The organism is Bacillus sp. FSL K6-2944 (assembly GCF_038005385.1).
In the GTDB taxonomy this organism is placed as follows: Bacteria; Bacillota; Bacilli; order Bacillales; family Bacillaceae_G; genus Bacillus_A; species Bacillus_A cereus.
This window is the reverse complement of sequence record NZ_JBBOTE010000001.1, coordinates 943,604-964,723: the sequence shown is the minus strand read 5'-3', so window position 1 is coordinate 964,723 and position 21,120 is coordinate 943,604. Positions and strand designations below refer to the sequence as shown.

Sequence of the window (21,120 nt, the reverse complement as noted above, 5' to 3'; positions counted from 1 at the left end):
CTTTTATATACAAAACTAAAGTTCTCTATATAATAGCCGTATTCCTACACTTTTCTTAAAATTTCAAAGCAAAAAAGCTAGTGTATTTTTAATAATACACTAGCTTTTTATTTGGAAGAAAAATTTAACAAGTACAATCACAATCAAAACAATCCGTACAGTCTAAATCGTCACAATCTGCTTTTCTCTTTCTTTTGTTTCTTTTAAGATAATAATACAGTAGCCCAAACAATAGTATACAAATAACAAAAGCTATTATTGCTTCTGTATAGTTATTTTGAGTCATAAAACCAATTCCACTTCCGCCTGAAATAAAAATTAGAATTAAGTAAATCCAGAACATCTATGTAAATACCTCCATTACTATATATCTTAAGATAATATCCATATAACACTAGAGGAAATGAATAATCCCATACCATTACCGCTTAATACACCAGTAGTTATTCTTAGCAAATTTGAGCTATTTCTCCATTTCCACTTTTGGGTGAACCCATCGATAAGTAACGGAATTTGAGCGGAAAATGATAGTATGATTGCCAAAAGAAATGAAGGTGTCATATAAAAATAAATTGGAAACATTAAAATACCAATAAGCATGCCTGTACAACGTGCACATAAAGGTATGTACTTTTGTAGTTTAAAAAAACTCCTATCTAATCTTCTATGACAAGGAATTTGTAAAATAAAAGTTCGAATCAATATGAATCACCCTCTCTAAAAAGATTTTAATTGATTTTGCAAAAAAAATATATATCCAATAAAAAAACAAACCAGGTTTATACTAGACCCAGTTTGTCAGTTTACTACTATGTTACATCTCCTCAGGTGCCTCCACCCCAAGTAAACGTAATCCTTCTTTTAATACAACCGTCACAGCATAAACCAATGCGAGTCTGCTGTCTTTTTCTTTGCTCTCTTCTAATATACGAACATTACCGTAATATTTATTGAATGATTGTGCTACATCTAATATATATTTCGAAATAATCGATGGCTCATTTTTATTGAAAGCTGCTCCAATTATTTGCGGGAATTTATTTAGTAATTTTACGACACTCCAGCTATGATCGTCTTTTAAAGCAAATGCACATGTTTCAAATTCTACACTTTCTTTTCTTAAAATAGAACAAGCACGTGCATGTGTGTACTGTACGTACGGGCCTGTTTCTCCTTCAAATTTCAGCATGTTTTCTAATGAGAATTCAATATTGTGCATACGCTCATTTTTTAAATCGTGGAAGATGACTGCACCAACACCGACTTGCTTTGCTACTACTTCTTTTTGTTTTAAGTTTGGATTTTTCTCTTCAATATTTTGTTTTGCAAGTTCGATTGCTTCTTCGAGTACTTCTTCAAGTAAAATAACTCTTCCTTTACGTGTCGACATTTTCTTACCATCTTTTAAAATGAAGCCAAACGGTACGTGTTCCATACCATCAACCCAAGTATAGCCAAGTTTTTTTAATACGTTGAAAAATTGATTGAAATGTAAGCTTTGTTCTGGACCAACAACATATAGCGCTTTATCAAACCCATAAGTGTTTTGACGATATAAAGCTGCCGTTAAGTCACGCGTTGCATAAATCGTCGCACCATCTGATTTTCTAATTAAGCAAGGCGGCATTCCTTCTTCTTCTAAATTAACGACTAATGCACCTTCTGATTCTTCAAGCAACTCATGTTCTTCTAAAATCCCAATAAAATCTTCCATTAAATTATTATAAAATGCTTCTCCCTGAAAATTAGTAAATTCTACGCCGAGAAGTTCATAAAGGCGAGAAAATTCTTTAAGGGACTCATGACGGAACCAATTCCAAAGTTCTACCGCTTCTTCATCACCTTCTCGTTTCTTAAACCAAGCACGTCCTTCTTCTTCTAGTTCTTCGTCGTCTTTTACCTCTTCATGGAATTGGACATATAACTTAAATAGCTCACGTATTGGATCTTCTTTAACTACTGCTTCATTTCCCCATTTTTTATAAGCCGTAATTAACTTTCCAAACTGTGTTCCCCAATCTCCTATATAATTAATCCCTACAACTTCATAGCCACATTTTTCAGCGATATGTTTCAGCGAATTTCCTATCATTGTAGAACGTAAATGCCCCATCGAAAAAGGTTTCGCGATATTAGGAGAGGAATAATCAATTACTACTGTTTTTTCACAGCCAAAGTGGTTTTGACCGAACTCTTCTTTCTCCGCTAAAACTGTTTTTAATACTGCATCACTTACAGTTTCACGATTGAAAAATACATTTACATAAGGACCAACGGCTTCTACTTTCGTAAAAAACGGACCATTGAATTTCTCAGCAACTTCCTTTGCGATAAGAGCTGGTGCTTTTTTATATTGCTTCGCTAATGAAAAGCATGGGAACGCTGCATCTCCAAATTCATCTTGTTTCGGTGTTTCAATTAAATCTAAAATTTGTTTTTGCGTTAATTCATTCGTGAAAATATTAGATAAACTTTCCGCAAACTGCATTTTATAATCCATGATACAACCTCCTTATTTTTTAAAACACAAAAAACTCGTCTCTAAAAAAGAGACGAGTTTTAACCCGTGGTACCACCCTTGTTGTTCGTTACGAACCACTTTCCCGTTTATAACGAGGACAGGGGGCCTCGGCTTTCTCTACTATTCGTTCAAGAAGCATCTCCGAAGTGCGCTTCATCTTTTTCTTCCGTACTAGGCTCACACCATCCCTAGCTCGCTTTCCTTCTAAAAAAGACTACTCTCTTCATCACAGACAGTACATTTAATTAATTATTGCTTATTATACATCTTTTCAAACAATTAGCAAGGGTCAATTACACCAAAGTGAAACTTAGCACTTTTTCTTTTGTATACATAAAAATTGTGTTTTTCAAATCTAGAACTACGAAAATGATCTTTTAAAACGACACGTTTTCTCGCCACTCGTTTTGCCTCCGCAATTGTTTCGTCAGTAATATCATGATACAAAGCGAAGTGTTTTAATCCTTTAATTCCGTCAGATTCTATGACAGTTTCTTCAAACATCGGATCAAGGTAAACGACATCGTAACTATTGTCTTCACATTGCGCTAAAAATGAAAAATGCTCCGTTTGCTTTACTTGGATTCTTTGCATTGCTTCATCAATTTCAGAAACGGATGAAGACCATGTTTTCAAACCATTTTCCATAATATAAGCCATATACTCATTGCCTTCAAGTCCTGTTACTTTTCCGCTTTCCCCAACAACATAACTAGCTACAATACTATCTGATGCCATCCCGAGCGTACAATCTAACACTGTCATTCCTCTCTCTAATTGCATGGCTTGTACAAACGGATCGTGTTCTCCACGCATTAACCTTTTCACACGAAACATCGCTGAGTTCGGATGAAAGAAAAACGATTCTTCCGTACCTTTTGGATAAATAGCTAATCGGTTCTTCCCTACGACAAGCACATCTTGTTCATACTGCTCATGTAGCTTATGTACTGGTATGTCATTACGTTTAACGAAAGAAGCATTTAATTCTGCTGCTACCTCGTTTGCATAATCTGTCATTTCTTTGTTCGTTCTTCCTGCTGTTGTTACGATCATTGTTTCACCTCTATATAAAGAAAAGAGGGAGATTTACTCTCCCCCTTCTTTAGCAATTCTTTTCGAAAGCTTGTTCTAAGTTCGTAATAATTTCGTCCATAGTTGCACCTTCAATTTCATGACGGTGAATGAAGTGAACAACTTCTTTTCCTTTTAATAATGCCATAGATGGTGAAGATGGAGGAATTTCTCCGAAGTATTCACGCATTTTTGCAGTAGCATCTTTATCTTGACCTGCGAATACAGTTACAAGATGATCAGGTTGTTTTTCAGCACGAACAACCGCTTGACCTGCTGATGGACGTGCTAAACCAGCTGCACAACCACAAACAGAGTTTACAACTACTAAAGTTGTACCTGATGTATTTTCCATAAATTCTGTTACAGCTTCTTCTGTAGTTAACTCTTCAAACCCAGAACGCACTAACTCTTGGCGCATTGGGATTACCATTTGGCGCATGTATTCTTCATAAGCATTTGACATCTTGTAATCTCTCCTTCAACTTTCATTCCAAATTCATCATATCACGCTCTATTAATAGGTGCAAAAGAAAGATAACGATGATTTCATTTTTTTGTAGGGATTTCACAAACTCCACCGCGGCAATGCCCCACTGGAACAAATTTTCTATTATTAGCGATATAATCGTATACTTTACTTCCAAAACCAAGTACGATAGATAGCTTTATAAAAGGAACAGCAAACCAATAAGATGGAACGGCCTTTGCTAATACATGTATGCTCTGAATACCGTCATACCACTTATTATTTTTTAAAATATACAATCTTTGTTCCATCTTACTTTGTAGTTCTTGAGAAAGTTCATACTTCTCAACTACATCTTCATTTCGAAATGAAACAAATTTCATCTTACCCTTTTTATCTAATTTTTTCGTACGTTCTGCAACGGCCGTACACATCGGACACCAACTATCATAGAAAACAATCATACATTATTCCCCTTTACGAGACTCCGTCATTTGTTTCCATACAGAACCTTTTGCTTCTTCTCCGCCTTCAATACGTTCTAATGCTAGACGTGCTTGCATGGCTACTTCAAACTCTGGATCATCTTGCGCTGCTTTTAATGCTGGAATCGCACTTTCATCTCCAAGTTCAAATAAGAACATCGCTGCACGCCAGCGTACTAATTTACTTGGATCTTTCAGAGATTTAATCATAACGAACATCGCTGCCGGATCACCTACATCTGATAAACAATCTCCTGCAGTACGGCGAACACTTACAGAGCGATCTAACAACGCTTTATATAATAACGGTAATACTTCATCACCTTTTACCATACCTAAATACGCTGTTGCTAAGCGGCGTATTGAAACTTTTTCATCATCTAACGCCATCTTCAACACTGGAATATCTTCTTCAGTAGGATCCATTTGTTCTAATGCTGCAAAACGGTTTTTCCAGTCAGAATCTTTCATCATCTCTTCTGTTACTTTATATGGCTCACGCTTTTGAATCGTTACTTCAACAGCACCTGCTTGATTTAATAATTCTTTAACCGTTTCATTTACACGTTCTTCTGAATAAGCAGCAACAATCTCTTCCACTACTTCTTTCCCAATTTCTTCAAAATTACCATAACGTGTACTTTGTTCTACCCATTTACGCTCTTTTACAACGTTTGGTGCAGACATTTGTACTTTCATAATTGATTCTTTGAAACGATCTGGTAAGCCAACACGTTCTTCCGTCGTTCCATCTGTTAACTTTACTTGCATTGGAATTGTAAAGAACATTTGAACAAACACTTTCACTTCTCCAAAATGAGCAAGTTGTTGTTCTTCACTTTCTTCCAATACTTCTTCACCGAAAACAGCACGAACTTGTTGTAATAAAACTTTCCAGTCATACTTCGCATTTCGCTCCACTGCTAAAAAGTCGGCTACATGATATACACCTTTAATGCCTTCAATTTTCAAAATTTCTTGCACTTGCATTGGTGCTTGTTCTTTATTTTCATTTGTATAATTATTACGTGCTCCTGATGGTAATACTTCATTCAAAATAACTTTCATTGTATTTGGACTTGGCGTCGGTTCAATTGCTTTAATCTTCACGTAAAAAACTCTCCTTTATTGCATGTTCTTAGCTGTATTGTAACATGTTATCACTCTATACTCCTACTCGGATGCTTAATTTTACTACTTTCTTCCCGCTACCATACTATTTCATTCTTTTTACATTTTAAATTAGGAACGGGATTTTAAAAGCTTTCGTTTCCGATGATTTTTATTTTTTATCCATTAAGTTTATTAAAATACTTTCCACAATTTTTTCCGAAGCTATTACTTAAAATCACCTTTTATTACGATGCCCCCTCCCGCCTTCTCTCCAAAAAGGTAATACTCTCAATCACAACTTCAGTTCTATATATTCTCTTGCCTTGTTCATCATCGTAATTACTAGTCTGAATACGCCCTGTAATCCCAACGAGCGACCCCTTCTTACAATATTCAGTTACATTCTCAGCCGATTTGCGCCAAACGACACAATTAATAAAATCGACTTGTTGTTCACCTAAACTATTTCGAAATCCTCTATTCACCGCAACACATATTCGTGCATAAGCGACGCCTTGTTTTGTGTAGTATAATTCTGGCTCCTTTGTCAATCTACCGATTAATACAACTCGATTCATCATAAGTTATACCACCTCACATGTTTTTCTTCATTGTAAGGAGAAATGTTTGAATGGTAAAAAGCACAAAATGATATATCCGTAAGTAAAAAGTATTATTTTAGACCTTACAAAACAAAAAAAGAAACCATACATAGTTCAAACATGTATGGTTTCAAAATTTATTACACTTCAGTACAAGATATGTAATATCCTCCGCGAGCCATCTTTATTTCAGCACGGTACATTGCATTTTCTAAGTAGAAAGTAATCGGTTTAACTTTACTCTCAAATTTTAATCTTTCATTGCATTCAGTTGCATATCCTTCAATCGCTGAAGTAATAACTTTTGATGATGGATACGTTAAAGCTTCATCTAGTTCTATGAAAAAACTTTTAGAAAATAGTTTTTTCATAATCCCCTTCTTCTCTTTCATCATATTCCATCTCCTTCACTTCAAGTTGCTATCATCCATATTATACCATACATTCAATATATCTTTGAAAATAAAAAAATCCTGCATTTTTCATGCAGGATTTTTTTATTAGTCATTTTTCGTAAAGTACGAAACGAAACGAAGAATTTCTAAGTATAACCATACTAATGTAAGCATTAGTCCCATCGCAGTATACCACTCCATATATTTCGGAGCTTGACTACGTACACCATTTTCGATTAAATCGAAATCTAGTAATAAGTTTAATGCAGCAACTACAATAACAACTGCACTAATAATAATACCGATTGTACCACCTTGGTGAATGTATGGAACAGTTACACCAAACATATTTAGTAGAAATACGACTAAATACATAACCATAATTCCAAGTGTTGCTGCCATCACGCCTGTACGGAATTTATCCGTTACTTTTACTACGCGTGTTGCATATAACACTAACATTGCAAATAGAATTGAGATTGTTAGTAATACAGCATTTAAAACGATAGAATCGCCAAATTTCATTGTATAAACTGCTGAAATACTTCCTAACACAACCCCTTCTACCGCTGCATAGATTGGTGCACCAAAAGGTGAAATACGCGGGAAGAACATAGACGCAAATGCGATGATTGCCGCAACGATTAAAGCACCAATTAATACTGGCATCTTCATCGTCCCCTGCATCATCTGTATGTATGAATAGACAGACGTTGCAAGTAGCAAGATAAGCATAATGAACGTTTTGCCTACTGTTCCGCCAATCGTCATCGCAGAAGCACTTGCTCCCTCTTTACGGAATGCCTCTTTTTTCAACATTGGATTAGATGTTCTCATTTTTTCCCTCCTAAAATAGGTTCTACCAATAGTGTAAAGTTTTTCTCTTTACTTTTCAATATATGCAGCTTGTTTTTATTTTAATCCTTCAACGATGTCTGATAGTTCACTCCATCTTTCCATCTTTTTTTCTAGCTCTTCTTCTGTTTTCTGCTGTGCTTCAGATAATTCTTGTGCCTTTGTGAAGTCAGATCCAACTTTCGCAAGTTCTTCTCCAATTGACTCAATTTTCTCTTCAAGTTCGGCAATTGTATCTTCAATCGTTTCCCATTCACGCTGTTCATTGTATGAAAGTTTACGTTTACGTTGTTGTTTTGGAGCTTCTTCTACAACTTTTTTCTCTTTTTGAACTTCCGCTTTCTCCATAAGTTCTCTCGTCTTTTCCATTTCTAAATAATCTGTATAACTACCTAGAAACTCACGCACTTCGCCTCCGCCAGTAAAGATGAACAGTTCATCTACTACTTTATCTAAGAAGTAACGGTCATGCGATACAGTTAAAACGACACCTGGGAAATCTTCTAAATAATCTTCTAGTACTGTTAATGTTTGTGTATCTAGATCGTTCGTAGGTTCATCAAGTAAAAGTACGTTTGGTTCTCCCATTAAAATACGTAATAAATATAAACGTCTTCTTTCACCACCAGATAGTTTACCAAGTGGTGTACCATGTGAATGCGTCGGGAATAAGAAACGTTCTAACATTTGAGATGCACCAATTACTTTTCCATCTGTCGTATGAATAACTTCTGCAATCTCTTTAATGTATTCAATCATACGCTGATTTAAATTCATCTCTTCATTTTCTTGCGTATAATAAGCAACTTTTACAGTTTGTCCTACTTCCACTTCACCACTATCAGGAGATAACTTACCTGCAAGCATATTTAATAGGGAAGATTTTCCACTTCCATTCGCCCCAATAATTCCGATACGATCACCCGGTTTCACAATATGATTAAAATTATGTAATACCGTCTTATCGCCAAATTTTTTCGTTACATCTTTTAACTCAAGTACTTTCTTTCCTAGACGACTTCCGCTTAGTGCAATATCAACTGACTGTTTTGCAGCTGGTCCTTCTTGTGCCTTTAGCTCATCAAAACGCTGAATACGCGCCTTTTGTTTCGTAGAACGGGCTTTTGCACCACGACGAATCCAAGCAAGTTCACGACGATATAAATTTTGGCGTTTCGATTCTTGTGCCAATTCTTGCTCTTCACGAAGTGCTTTCGCTTCTAAAAATGTACTATAGTTTCCTTCGTAGCTATATAGTTTACCATTATCTAATTCAAAAATACGATTCGTCACACGATCTAAGAAATAACGATCATGGGTTACAAGTAATACCGAACCTGTATATCTCGCTAAATATTCTTCTAACCATTCAACTGTCTCGTGGTCAAGATGGTTCGTAGGCTCGTCTAAAATTAATAAATCCGGTGTTTCAATAAAACATTGTGCCATTGCGATACGTTTTTTCTGTCCACCAGATAAATTCCCAACAATTGCAGTGAAGTCCGTAATTCCTAATTTCGTTAAAAGAGATTTCGCATTTGCATTTGCTTCCCATGCACTCATTGCATCCATACGTTGCTGCACTGCAAATAATTGTTCCTGTACTTTTTCATTACTTGGATCTTTTTCAATATTTAATAGTGCTTTTTCATAATCACGAAGAAGACGAATTAAAGGTGTATCGCCATGGAACACTTGCTCTAATACTGTCAGTTTTTCATCAAACTCTGGTTGCTGTGATAAATAACTAATTGTATACCCACGTGAATGCGTCATATCACCTGTATCAGGAGTTTCTAATCCCGCAATAATTTTTAATAATGTCGATTTACCAGTTCCGTTTACACCAATAATTCCGACACGTTGTCCTTCTGTAATACTACATGATAATCCATCAAATAACGGCTTTTCTCCATATGATTTTGATAAGTTCTCCACAGTTAACATTTTCATATTTGTGCATTCCACTCTTTCATAAATTGTTCAATAAACTGTTCCATATAAAGATGACGAATTTCAGCCTCTTGTTTTGCTGCATTCGTATTCATTAAATCTTTTAATTTCAAAAGTTTTTCATAAAAATGATTTAAAGATGGATCATTATTTTTTCTATACTCTTCTTTCGTCATTTCTTCACGCGGCGGAATAGTTGGGTCATACATTAATCTCCCTTTCGCCCCGCCATATGCAAATGTACGAGCAATTCCTATTGCACCAAGAGCATCTAAACGATCCGCATCTTGAACAATTTTCCCTTCAAGTGACTCTACTGTGCCGCCATGGCCACCTTTATAAGACATATTGGCGATGATATGAAGAATATGTTTACTTTCCTCTTCTTCAACACGTAGCTCTTCTAACCAATCAGAAACTTTTTTCATTCCTGCTTCTTCACTTTCATTTAGCTTTTCATCTGCCACATCGTGAAGTAATGCTGCCATTTCAATTATAAAACGATTTCCACCTTCTTGCTCAGATAAAGAAATCGCCATTTTATGTACACGTTCAATATGATACCAATCATGCCCACTCGCATCTTTTTCTAAAATATGTTTTACAAAAGTAATTGTTTTTTGAATTTTTTCTTGTTTTGTCATTTTATCTTCACCCAGTTACTTATTGTAACACGCCCGCATTTTTTCATCACATATTTTCTTGTCCGCCCATACACTAGGTGGTAGGCATCATCATGAAGGAGGAATAAACATGTTCTATAATAATCAACCGCCTTATCCAAGGCAACCATTGTATCCTCAACAACAAGAACAGAGATACACAGAACAATACGAAGAACAAGAGTTACAACAGCAAGAGCAACAACATGACGAAAACCCATATGCAACAACGCAAAACCAAGAAACTGAATTTCAACAAAATCCATATGACACACGTCCAAATTATGAATATCCTCAAAATCCATATGCAGCACCACAAAATCAAGAACAGCGATATCCTCAAAATCCATATGTAATACCACAAAACCAAGAACAACAATATCCACAAAATCCATATGTAGCACCACAAAACCAAGAACAACAATATCCACAAAATCCATATGTAGCACCACAAAACCCATACACAACTCAGCCACAACAACCGCAATATCAACAACAAATGTATCAACCAAACTACGACGCACGTGTCTCACCACCTAAACCACCAACAATAGATCCAACTCAACCACAAATTTTACCGCCCGGACCAACACTAGACATTACACAACCACAAATCTTACCACCTGGACCAATTACTGAACCAACACAACAACAAATTCAACAAGTTGTCGGTACACAATTTTTACCTTTCAAGAAACCTGTACTAGATTTCGTAAAACCATGGGTAGATTACGGTTTAAATGAAGCAAAACATACATCACACGAACACGCATTAACAGAAGTTGCTGCAATTATGTTTTTAGTTGGTAAAGGCTTCAATCCGACGATTGCTCATTATATCGTTGAATCTTGGGAGAAGAATGAACAATTTTAGGATTGTTTATTTGATAAAATATAAAAAACAAAAAAGTGTCAAACCCCTTATAACAAAAGGGTTTTGGCACTTTTTAATATCTAGAACAAATTTTATTGAAATAATTATTTTTATAGATTTTCATATTCTTTTATATAGTACGTGAACAAAATGTGAGCAAAATGTGTGCAAATATATGAATCGCATTTCGCTGTTGTTGCACCGGTTATTTAAACCAATTCTCAATTATGAGATTTATATGAGAAACTAACACTTTTCCCTGTTGACACTTGGACAGTTTCTTGATAGCAAGCCACACACAGACATTATTATTGATGGAATTGATATACTAGAACATTATCCTTTATATTATTTCAAATATAATTCGGTCGTAATTAAAATAAAACAAAAAGAGGACGTATATATCACGTCCTCTTTTTGTTTTAGATATGCTCACCATGATCAATATAAGTATCGCCGTATTCGTATGCCGGCGCAGGTGGTCTACCGTGATCAAAATCGGCCACATTAGAAATATAATCTGGTCTTTGTGGTGCAGGCGGTCTACCATGATCAGCTTGTGATGTAAAAGATTCTGTAAAACTTCCAATAGTTAAAACAGCAGCAAAACTAACAAATCCCATTAGTACTTTTTTCATTTTAACGCACTTCCCTTCTGAAGTAATTCTTTAGCATCATAAGATATATTAAAATATTGGCTAGCCTTCTCATGATTACCTTCTTGATAAAGTTTTTTCGCTAAAATTCCAGCCTACTCTTCCATAAATCCATAAAGTTTTTGGGATTCGAAGTAATCTAGTCCATCTGCAATCGTTGTTTCTAGATTTTGCTTATAATTTTCATCGTATTGTGCTCGAAGTATTCGTAAATGATGTGTATATTCAACGTCAGCTAATCCAAAGCCTTGAGTCAAAAATTCTTGCGCTTGTTCAATTTCATTTACTTTGAAATGTTCTCGAGCCAGTAAGAATACAGTTTTATGATATGGTTTTTCAGATTTATATACATCCATTAAATGTCGTATTGCAGTTGCGGATATACCTTGTTTTGCATAAAGGAAACCCAAGTTGTACTGAATTAAGGTAATTAGTCGAGTACAGTTATGTTTTTTAGCCATATCCAAACACTTAACAAAAAGTTCTTCTCCTTGTTCAAACTGACTTAAAGTGACACTTGCTAATCCCAGGATTGTATCACATTCAATTTGATTTATTACATAATCTTCATACTTTTTGTATATGTCTTTTGCTTTCATTACATGCTTAATCGTTAATAAAGGTTGTTGAAGATGGTAATATAGTTCACCAAGTTTATAATTAAATTCAGCTTTTTCAATGTCATTAGGAATATACTCTAAAAGTCGTTCAGCTTCTTCAAATTGCTCCATAGCCTCTATATAGTTAGCAATCATGGTATTATGCACAGCTTTATAGAAATGGTAGTAGTATTTTAAATACTCATCAATAGTTTTTGTTGTAAGTTTTTCAACTGCATCAAAATCACTACGAGTTACATATGATTTATTTATTAACACTTTATAACTATAATCCAATAGAGAATAATACAATAAGAGATTTTGATCTTGTAGATCTCGGTTTTGTTCGACCATTAAGATACTAATCTTTTCATCAACTTCTTCTTTCATTCTTGTCGCTTTTGTTATTTGCTTAGATAGAATAACTTTATACCATTCATTCAATAGTTTAGTAACTTTTTCATTATTCAGAATTATCATATCACAATCTCCTTTATTTAGTTTATATAGAATCAATCATAACAAAGTTCAATTGTAATAAGTTGTAAAAAATGATTTTATAAATATAATTCAGAATATTCAGTTTTTAATTTATCAATTGACGTATGGTTATCGGTAAATTGTTAGATCGTAAAAATGAAATTCTTTATATAAAAATCATTATAACTCCAGTAATGACATGGTTTTAAGAAGGTTTGTCGAATTGTTTTGCGAAAATTTTAATCTGAACATTGTTTATTTTTTGAATTTTATAGTCTATCATCGGGATTGTGCTAGTAAATACCGGTAAATTAGCATAAATTTTCAAAAGGATGGAGATGTTATTATGGGTTATAAAAATTTATTAAAGAAAAAAACAATCCCAATGTTACTAGTTGGCGGAATGTTAGCTAGTACTGGATGGGGTGCAGGTAATGCATATGCAGATTCGCCTACAGCACCTGAATCTGCTAATTCACCAGCAAAATTTGCAGGTGTAACATCACCTTTGGATACTTCAAGCGCAGACTTTGAAGTGTTATACAGCGAAACAGTAAAATTTGATGAAAATGAAAACGTTATTAATAGAGAGATTTCAGGCACCGAAACTCGTACAAGTAATGTACAAGGAGTAATTATCAATGATGGTAGTTTCAACTGGAAACACGCTAGTAGTAAAGATTCAAGCAATAGAATTAATAAAGATAGTTATAATGTAGGACTTATGTTAGTAAATGGATTATCTGTTTATATTCCTTGGAAACCAGTACAGGCTACAGCACAAGTAGTTGCAAGCGGATTAATGTATTTTAATCAACCTTCTGTTACGTATTATCATACTGAAGCATACAGAGATATCGATGCCGTTAACCATTATGTAAAAACAGTAACGGATACAATTAAAAACGGTAAGAAAGTATATACTGATACAAAAGTTATGAAATATACAAAATAAAAAAAGAACCGAACTAGATTATTTATCTAGTTCGGTTCTTTTTTTATATAAACGATTTATTAAGTCAATAATCCATGAATTAATAATAACTACGGTAAAAATTACAAATAAAGCTACAATATTTTCATTAGAAGCTATATATGGTATAAACGTACCGCGCACTAAAAAGAATATAATTAGAGCGAATGCAATTGCCCAAATAAATTTTAACATTAATTCACCTCTAAAAAAATACAAAAGTAATTTTAAAATATAACTATTCTGTTTTGAAAATAATATTCCTTTTAGTATGTAATAAGAATTATAGAAAAGGGTTCCAAAAATAGGCTAAATTATAGAAAAAACTCCATTTTTTTACGTGAAATAAACAAAAAAGGGTATGCCCAAGTTTGGGCATACCCTTTTCCCTACTTTACATACACATAGGCTTCATTTGCAGTTATATAGTATGTTACGCCTTTACTGTTGTGTACTTTATATTGTGCAGATCCATTTACTGATACTTTAGCATCAATCGTAAATCCAAGCCCTTCATCTACCGTTCCTGCTACATCTTTATCAGACCAAGAAGCAGAGTCATAGAAACGAAGGTCGTCCACTTTAGAAACAACACGTTTACCTTCTACAGAACTTACTGCAGAAGTTTGTTCCCCGTGATATTTAATGTAAGATGAGTTGTTATAAATCCATTGGTTCCCGCCAAGATTTAACCAATCACCTTGTTTTCCCCATACTTGATATGCTTCTCCTTTATTTAATTGACGGATAACACCATAATTTGTTGATGGTCCACTTCTTAGGTTTACGTTAAGTCCATCAATATAAGCTACTCCTGTTTCGCCTACAACGTTTTGAGATGGTTCTTGTGGTTTTGGTTTAACTGTAACTGTTGCGCCTTCATACGCCTTTTGTACGTCCGCTCTGAATTGTGATTCTGATACACCGTGACTGCGAAGGTAATCAATCGGATCTTCGTGGTCAGTTCCACCTAATTTGTAAGTAATATCTTTATGCGTCCATAAACCTTTGCTTGGATGAACTCCTCTATCTTTTAAAATCTTAGCTAATAGTTTTACATAACGCTCGTAAGAAGATTTAAATTTATCTGGGTTGCTAGTTTCAGAAAGTTCTATGTGAACAAATCTTTTATTTGCAACTGGTCCAGCACCATAAGCAACATATTTTGTATCAGCAATTTGGACTGTTTCGTTCCAATCTACAGCATAATGTACAAATGCATTTCTCCATGTTCTAGCTTCATAATTTCGAATGTTAATTGCTGGTGCTTCTGGTGTTGCAGTGCTATGTGCAACAACGCCCTCATAAGCGCCCACACCGTAGCGATATGCTTGTTTCGGTAAGTCTTGGATAATTAGACTCTATCGGCAAAAGAAGCCGTAGCAAACGAAAATAAGAGCAATAGAGTCATAAATAATGAGCTAAATAGTTTAATTGGTTTTTTCATTGTGTATTTTCCCCTTTTTGCCAAACAAAAAGAGCACCGTCTTTTGACAATGCTCTCCTTATGTAAGGCGTGTATTTTTTTATTTGGTATTATGTTTTTCTTTTCGTGCATCACTTCTTTGGATTTTTGCTTGAATTTCAGATGCTACACTTTCTAATAACCATGCGGGAATCCATTTTTCCCAGCCGATTCGTGCACAGTTTGCTGCGAAACTATTAAAAATGTGGTAACTCAATCCACCGACTACCATGAAGAAAAAGAAATCAGGTAGTTTAAGAGCAATATCAAATAAATGTGCAAGGGCTGGTAATGATAAAAGCACCACGGTTCTCGTGATGCCCTCAATTCCATATTGTGATGAGTATGTTCCATCTAGCTTTGAAGCTTTACTACCAGTAATCCAGTCGAGCATGATAATCCAGCAATAAATTGATATCCAAATTAAATTAGCTTTGCCGTAGAGTAACTTAATTATTGTTCCTAATCCACCACCGATAGCACCACCTACTTTAAATTGAGTACTTGTAATAACATCGCTTATATTCAATGCCTTGATGAGTTCGTGAATTCGTTCCAAGTTCTCACCTCCTCAAAATTTGATCAAAATAAAAAAGCCTACTGTTGTACGCTTAGAATTTACGTATTTAGTCTCTTCCAAGAATGCTCTAATGGTTCTTGACGAGGGTAGTTCACTTCTTGTTTTGAATCATTATTTACTATTAAATCCTCACAAAAAATCATTCCGTTTCGTTTTAGAGACTTTCTACTTCCGATAAAAAAAATATCGTCAATAATTTTTCCGGTTCTTTGAACTGAATTTCTCTTTAATGATAGGAGTTCAGGCTCAAAAATAATGCCTTTAAAGACAGTAATGGTAATCACCTCATTCAATACGAAATGCTAATGGAGCAGGTAAGGAACCATAACTACCACTTGCATTTACGTATTTGTATTTTTGTATGTTCCCATTCACTTCAACTTCTAATATATCGCCACTTACTATACTTGCATCTGAAGTCCGATATATTCCTTCCAATTTCCCACGCACACCATAACTATCTGATAAAACATAAAACGGAGATAGTAGAAAGGTATTATCGATATTTGGATTTAATCCTGTAGGTATTTGCAACCAAGTACTACGATATGATTGTGAGATATTTGTCTCATTAGATCCTTTTGGACGATTATAAGTAAGCCCGGTGTTAGATGTTGAATAATTTCCACTCCAAGCACTAGCGTACCAAACTAAAGCGCGTGTATATGGTTCATGTTTTTCTTCTAACATCAATTCTCCTAGTACCCCAATGTATGTAACTGCAGGAGCTAATCTTGTGCTTGCAGGTGGAATTGTGCAAGTTATAATTTTTTCCTTATCAACGAATAGATAGAATTCAATCTCAGTATCTAGAGCGATTTTAGGGCCATTTGAAGTAACACCATCAGAGTAATTCCTTCCACGGAACCAACTAGCCGGCCAAGATTGATCCGGAGTAGTCCCACGACCTTTCTCTTTATCATATCCATAACAAAATTTAAAGAAAGCATCAGAATATAGCGTTGATCTCACATCAAAATCTAATTTTTGTGGGCTGTCCTCCATGTTTCTTCCGTCATATGGTATAAGTTCGATATAGATATTTTTTTTACCATCATTTCCGTTCGAATACATGACATAGACATCATTTGAAGTTGGTTTTCCTTCATTTAGTTGTTTCCAACCAACACGTAACATCTCGTCAATAACCAGATTAAATATATTCTTTTTTAACGGTGTGAATCTTTTGAAGATATGTTCTGTCATAGAGGACACTCCTTTATTGTAAACTTACTGCTTTAATGATTATTGTAAATAAAGCTGGTTCATTTCCTTTGTTTTCAATAAAAACATGAGCAGCACTTGTTGTATCTTTATCTTCGCAAGGGATTGCTAAGATATCGTAAGTTTTCTTCTCTTGATTACTCTTATATATTTGTAGTCCGTTTTGTTTCTTATCAAAAATCGAAATAATAGATTCAACATCTTTATCGTTTGTTACATGAATAGTTCGAATATCAAATTTGTTGTATTCCATATTCATTGAAAGGTATTGAGTTTGTCCGTTTTGCACGAGTATTTGTTCAGATTTTTCGATAAGTACGGGTGATGAACTATCACCTACAGTTCCTTTGTAACGATTGATTTTCATTTCAGTACCCATGTAAACACCTCAATCATGTTGCAATTTTATGTTAAATAAAATAGGTTCAAACCCAATGTAGTTTAAATCTTTAGTTACCAGTACCCAAAACTCCCTAGAACTATTTGCGCTTAATGTATTTATTGAAATTTGTTTTACCCAAGCTAAGCTATCTAACGAAATATTTGCCCACGTATATCCCACCTTTTCCATATATTGCTCAATAGAAATTTTGAGATTATGAACAGCTACAGAATTTTCATTTTGGACCATCATTTTAATGATTCTTTTTCCCTCAATCATATTTCCTAAATTAGTTGGATCAGTATCGTTTAATTCTTTAGAGTCCATTACGATTTTTAAAGGAGAACCCATATTATAGATGTCACCGCCATAAAATAGGGCTTTCTTTTCTGCTATAAGGCTATTTTGTTCATCGTAAACTTCAATAGTTCCTTGGAACTCTAAAGATGGTAGGTTTATATCTATACCAGTATTTAATTTACCCACTTGATTAACAGATAGTATGGCTCCATTTTCATCTCTTAAAATTACTCTGTTATTTGGGAACAGTTGTCTTAACTTTAATTTGTGGCCACTCGTGATAATGATACGATCAATATCTAGAGGCTTGTATGGATCTGCGACACCTTTCTTTAATACAACACCGATTTTAGTCGCTTCTAATTTGTCGCTATCTGCATAATCAAAGGTAGCATCTACCTTGCTATAAAAGTCCCATTGTTCACCAGTAGAAGTAGCAAGCCATTCCCTGTGTTCTTTAGAACTATTAATAGAATGAGATTCAAGAAATTCTATTTTATTATCAGCGTTTTGATATATAATCAATCCGCCCTTATCCCCTTCAACATCAGGAGTATAATCAGCAATGACTTGTATCGCTATATCTCCTTGCGGTTTGTTGATTAGTAACATTACATCTTTATCTGCTGTATGATTTAATCTTATAAAGCCTTTTCTTGCAGCAATACTAAAAGAATCAGAAGGTGATATAATCCATTCTGGGTTTATAGAATCGAAATCATCTAAAAAGATTTTCCCGTTTTCTCTCTTGTATAAAGAAACATTTGGTTTTTGGTTAACTTTATTTGGATGGATCAGTTTATGACCTTCTTTAACATCAAAAGCATCGATGTTAAAATTCAACCAGTTTTCATCTGAAGGAGTTATAATTTCAACTAGATGGTTACCTTCAGATAATCCTGTTTTTTCATAAACTAAAACCCGATTTTTTTCTGTCATATTTTCAGTAAAAGTTTCTTTTATTCCGTCTATAATTACTGTCGTATTGTTAGGTTTATTTCCTGGATAGGTTCTTGCAATTAAACGCAAACTGGGTCCACTGAATCCAACGCGTAAGGAAGCACCTTTTTGTTCTGTATAATAATGTGATTCTCCGTATTGAGTTGGATGTTGATATAATTTCCATTCGCCTACATATTCAATTAAATTTTTGTTTGGAACATCATCAAATCGAATCCAACCATTTTCAGGAACATATAGAACATCACCGATTTTTGCCATTTTATTTCTCCCTATCTTGTTTTCTTCCAATTAGAATTTGTCCACCAAGAAGAGCGGCTATGACGTAACCATAGTTTTGGTTTTTCTTTTTGAACTTTTTTATTTTCATCAACTTCAATTATTTCAGTAGGATAAATATTATTAACAATAAAATCATCAAATTGTATGCACTCTGTAGCAATGAATTTATTAATAATAAAACGTTCAATTTCGATAATTTCCGTATCAATTTCCAGAACTTTCTCCGCTGGTTCAAATTCCTCGACTGAACTTTCTATGCAAGTATCCCTATTAAATCGCTCGAATTCTTCTATATCAGTTGCTACACTTACATCTCTATCAAATGTATCTAGTTCTAGTATTAAAGACTGCTTTGCAGGTGTGTCAGCTGCATCATAATCATTAGCGATTTGTGAATCTAATTCTAATACAGGTCTTTTAAAATCTATTATTCCGGACACATCCGTAATGATATTTGGGGTGCAACGCTCCATATCAATGCTATCAACTATTTCAGAAGTTATAGTAACTTTGGAACGATCCATTATATCGGACAACACCGTCGTTGCTTGTAACTCCCGTTTAACCCTTGCAAATAAATCATAATCGGGTAAATAAACAGGTAATCCCATACCTTCAAATAAATCCATCTCTTCATTTTTGGCTTCTAATTCAATAACACTTCTATCTGCTGTAGAGAATTCTTCCTCTATAACATCAATTTGTTTATTTTCTCGTGTGCTCAATTCATCTGTTGTAGTGTGTGAAAGGATATTCTGTGATTTTCTATTAAACTCCCGTGATTTAATGGAATCTGCTATTACTTCTGGTACTACTTTGTGAGCAGTAGTTCCAGTGTCTAATATGGTATGGATCAGTTCTTTTTCACGAGTAGCATTATCAAATCCAATGATGTTTTCTGCAATAAGATCCCGAGTTAAAACAAAATCACCTGCAGTATTGACCACATCAATAGCAAGTTCACGACTCTTATTATCCATTGACTCCATATCTTCGATAGAATTCCCAGTTAATTCGTTCGTAACTCGAATAGATTGTGTTTCATCTCCAATTTCACTTTCGTAACATGAGTGAATTTTATTTGCGTATTCATATCGTGCAGAGGACGCTATTACTTCATTTTGAGTTCTTTTTGAATCTTCCATATCAAAGGTTTCTAGTTCCAAAGATAAGTTTTTTCGTATAAATGTTTCGTCTGTTGGGACCGCTGCTATGGTCTCTATCTGTTCTCTTTCAACTAATTCGAATGATATTGAACCTCCATCAACTTGAATAATATTTCTATCTGCAGTATCAAATTTTGTATAATCTGCTTTTAATTCTCTTTGGATTCTTGCAAATAGATCATAATCAGGTAAATAAACAGGTATTCCTAAATCATTAAATAAATCATACTCTTCATAAGAAGCAGCAACTTCATGAATACATCTATCTGCCATTTCTAAAGGATGTGTTGTTACTGCAGTTAACTCTTTAATTACAATCTCACCCGTGCCATTCTCAAATATATTAGACTGCAGTTCTTTTTCTTTTCGGTCTACCAATATACTTTTGTAGAATTTTTCTCCATACAATACACGAGCTACTTTCACCCATTCGGGAAGTTCTTCTACTTCTGTAGCAAACTCACGAATTTTCTTATGAAGAAGCTCTTCTTCTATACTTTCATTCATTTCATATTCATCTGTAGTTCTAGACATAATAGATTCATTTACGATTTTAATTTCACTCGTATCAAATGGTTTATCTGCAAGTTCTTCTTTCACATGGTCCATATGAAAAATACGACTGCGTTGCTGCGCTGACTCATTATCTGTAATATCTATTGCAAAGCATCTTGATTGTGTGAGGTTTTCCAGTTCGGAAATATCTATATTAACGTTACGATCTATATCGAAAGCGTTTAATGTTGTAATACTTGCTTCAACTTCAATGTCCCTGGAAGCCTGGTTAATTACATCAGAGAAGACACCTTTAATTTTGTTTACTCTTGTTGCGAATACACCTGCATTATCCTCTTTAACAGCCTTAAACCTTGAATTAGGTGGCATACTTACAGGAAACTCATGCACGTTTTCACCAAAAGGATTAGCAATTGAAATAGAAACACAATAAGTCTTTTCATAAGAAAGACTTGGACTAACAGAAACTATATGATTCTTTTCATTTATAAATAAAGAAGGGGCAGCAATCGAATAATTTTTCTCGTTCATCTT

The 21,120-nt window shown here is 34.4% G+C and carries 21 protein-coding genes, 2 pseudogenes and 1 other annotated feature; of the genes and pseudogenes, 2 read left to right on the top strand and 21 right to left on the bottom strand.

Annotated features, from left to right (window positions below; all coding sequences use genetic code 11):
• Window positions 1-124: 124 nt before the first annotated feature.
• From MHH55_RS05065 to MHH55_RS05010, 12 genes are all read right to left on the bottom strand, one after another.
• Window positions 125-343, bottom strand: a complete 219-nt coding sequence (locus tag MHH55_RS05065; protein ID WP_000498606.1) for a hypothetical protein — start codon at window positions 341-343, stop codon at window positions 125-127.
• A 29-nt stretch (window positions 344-372) separates the two neighbouring features.
• Window positions 373-702: a DUF2085 domain-containing protein gene (locus MHH55_RS05060; RefSeq protein WP_002182700.1), complete on the bottom strand. Its 330-nt coding sequence runs from the start codon at window positions 700-702 to the stop codon at window positions 373-375.
• Window positions 703-814: 112 nt separating this feature from the next.
• Window positions 815-2,500, bottom strand: coding sequence for an arginine--tRNA ligase (argS, locus tag MHH55_RS05055; protein ID WP_078187346.1), 1,686 nt, complete (start codon window positions 2,498-2,500; stop codon window positions 815-817).
• A 45-nt stretch (window positions 2,501-2,545) separates the two neighbouring features.
• Window positions 2,546-2,760 (bottom strand) — a binding site (T-box leader).
• Between the two features lie 40 nt (window positions 2,761-2,800).
• Window positions 2,801-3,577 carry a class I SAM-dependent methyltransferase gene (locus MHH55_RS05050; protein ID WP_000637456.1) on the bottom strand — a complete coding sequence of 259 codons (777 nt, stop codon included), beginning with the start codon at window positions 3,575-3,577 and terminating at the stop codon, window positions 2,801-2,803.
• A 49-nt stretch (window positions 3,578-3,626) separates the two neighbouring features.
• Window positions 3,627-4,061 (bottom strand): BrxA/BrxB family bacilliredoxin, encoded by a 435-nt coding sequence (locus tag MHH55_RS05045; RefSeq protein ID WP_000063706.1) that lies wholly within the window; start codon window positions 4,059-4,061, stop codon window positions 3,627-3,629.
• Between the two features lie 83 nt (window positions 4,062-4,144).
• Complete coding sequence (locus MHH55_RS05040) at window positions 4,145-4,528, bottom strand: thiol-disulfide oxidoreductase DCC family protein (protein WP_078187345.1); 384 nt, start codon at window positions 4,526-4,528, stop codon at window positions 4,145-4,147.
• 3 nt (window positions 4,529-4,531) lie between these two features.
• Complete coding sequence (locus MHH55_RS05035; protein ID WP_000692564.1) at window positions 4,532-5,659, bottom strand: conserved virulence factor C family protein; 1,128 nt, start codon at window positions 5,657-5,659, stop codon at window positions 4,532-4,534.
• A 248-nt stretch (window positions 5,660-5,907) separates the two neighbouring features.
• Window positions 5,908-6,243, bottom strand: a complete 336-nt coding sequence (locus MHH55_RS05030; RefSeq protein WP_000982018.1) for a single-stranded DNA-binding protein — start codon at window positions 6,241-6,243, stop codon at window positions 5,908-5,910.
• Between the two features lie 161 nt (window positions 6,244-6,404).
• The gene (locus MHH55_RS05025; protein ID WP_000975138.1) at window positions 6,405-6,659 is read right to left on the bottom strand and encodes a DUF4318 domain-containing protein; all 255 of its coding nucleotides are present in this window, start codon (window positions 6,657-6,659) and stop codon (window positions 6,405-6,407) included.
• 105 nt (window positions 6,660-6,764) lie between these two features.
• Window positions 6,765-7,496 carry a Bax inhibitor-1/YccA family protein gene (locus MHH55_RS05020; RefSeq protein ID WP_001260655.1) on the bottom strand — a complete coding sequence of 244 codons (732 nt, stop codon included), beginning with the start codon at window positions 7,494-7,496 and terminating at the stop codon, window positions 6,765-6,767.
• 75 nt (window positions 7,497-7,571) lie between these two features.
• Complete coding sequence (locus tag MHH55_RS05015) at window positions 7,572-9,467, bottom strand: ABC-F family ATP-binding cassette domain-containing protein (RefSeq protein ID WP_000783169.1); 1,896 nt, start codon at window positions 9,465-9,467, stop codon at window positions 7,572-7,574.
• A complete protein-coding gene (locus tag MHH55_RS05010) occupies window positions 9,464-10,111 on the bottom strand; it encodes an HD domain-containing protein (protein ID WP_000165965.1) in 648 nt (215 codons plus the stop codon). Before MHH55_RS05010 ends, MHH55_RS05015 begins: the two co-directional genes overlap by 4 nt.
• 109 nt (window positions 10,112-10,220) lie before the next feature.
• Here MHH55_RS05010 and MHH55_RS05005 point away from each other — a divergent pair, with 109 nt between their 5' ends.
• Entirely contained in the window at window positions 10,221-11,003 is a 783-nt protein-coding gene (locus MHH55_RS05005; RefSeq protein WP_025687368.1) for a hypothetical protein, read from the top strand.
• A 422-nt stretch (window positions 11,004-11,425) separates the two neighbouring features.
• Here MHH55_RS05005 and MHH55_RS05000 read toward each other — a convergent pair whose 3' ends face one another.
• Together MHH55_RS05000 and MHH55_RS04995 are read right to left on the bottom strand one after the other, a co-directional pair.
• Window positions 11,426-11,641: a hypothetical protein gene (locus tag MHH55_RS05000; RefSeq protein ID WP_000757098.1), complete on the bottom strand. Its 216-nt coding sequence runs from the start codon at window positions 11,639-11,641 to the stop codon at window positions 11,426-11,428.
• Window positions 11,638-12,738, bottom strand: a pseudogene (locus MHH55_RS04995) (response regulator aspartate phosphatase). The gene MHH55_RS05000 and the pseudogene MHH55_RS04995 overlap by 4 nt, the downstream one beginning before the upstream one ends.
• Before the next feature lie 346 nt (window positions 12,739-13,084).
• Between MHH55_RS04995 and MHH55_RS04990 the strand changes: the two are divergent.
• Window positions 13,085-13,693 (top strand): hypothetical protein, encoded by a 609-nt coding sequence (locus MHH55_RS04990; RefSeq protein ID WP_000540833.1) that lies wholly within the window; start codon window positions 13,085-13,087, stop codon window positions 13,691-13,693.
• Window positions 13,694-13,711: 18 nt separating this feature from the next.
• Here the strand turns inward: MHH55_RS04990 and MHH55_RS04985 are convergent, their stop codons facing one another.
• The 7 genes and pseudogenes from MHH55_RS04985 to MHH55_RS04955 all read right to left on the bottom strand — a co-directional run bounded on the left by MHH55_RS04985 (window position 13,712) and on the right by MHH55_RS04955 (window position 21,117).
• The gene (locus tag MHH55_RS04985; protein ID WP_000911201.1) at window positions 13,712-13,906 is read right to left on the bottom strand and encodes a hypothetical protein; all 195 of its coding nucleotides are present in this window, start codon (window positions 13,904-13,906) and stop codon (window positions 13,712-13,714) included.
• Window positions 13,907-14,100: 194 nt separating this feature from the next.
• A pseudogene (locus tag MHH55_RS04980) lies at window positions 14,101-15,158 on the bottom strand (N-acetylmuramoyl-L-alanine amidase).
• A 79-nt stretch (window positions 15,159-15,237) separates the two neighbouring features.
• Window positions 15,238-15,735, bottom strand: coding sequence for a phage holin family protein (locus MHH55_RS04975; protein WP_078186913.1), 498 nt, complete (start codon window positions 15,733-15,735; stop codon window positions 15,238-15,240).
• Window positions 15,736-16,041: 306 nt separating this feature from the next.
• Entirely contained in the window at window positions 16,042-16,962 is a 921-nt protein-coding gene (locus MHH55_RS04970; RefSeq protein WP_078186914.1) for a hypothetical protein, read from the bottom strand.
• A gap of 13 nt (window positions 16,963-16,975) precedes the next feature.
• The gene (locus tag MHH55_RS04965) at window positions 16,976-17,359 is read right to left on the bottom strand and encodes a hypothetical protein (protein WP_078186915.1); all 384 of its coding nucleotides are present in this window, start codon (window positions 17,357-17,359) and stop codon (window positions 16,976-16,978) included.
• 9 nt (window positions 17,360-17,368) lie between these two features.
• Complete coding sequence (locus MHH55_RS04960) at window positions 17,369-18,883, bottom strand: cell adhesion protein (protein ID WP_078186916.1); 1,515 nt, start codon at window positions 18,881-18,883, stop codon at window positions 17,369-17,371.
• A gap of 11 nt (window positions 18,884-18,894) precedes the next feature.
• Window positions 18,895-21,117, bottom strand: a complete 2,223-nt coding sequence (locus MHH55_RS04955) for a hypothetical protein (protein WP_078186917.1) — start codon at window positions 21,115-21,117, stop codon at window positions 18,895-18,897.
• Window positions 21,118-21,120: the final 3 nt, after the last annotated feature.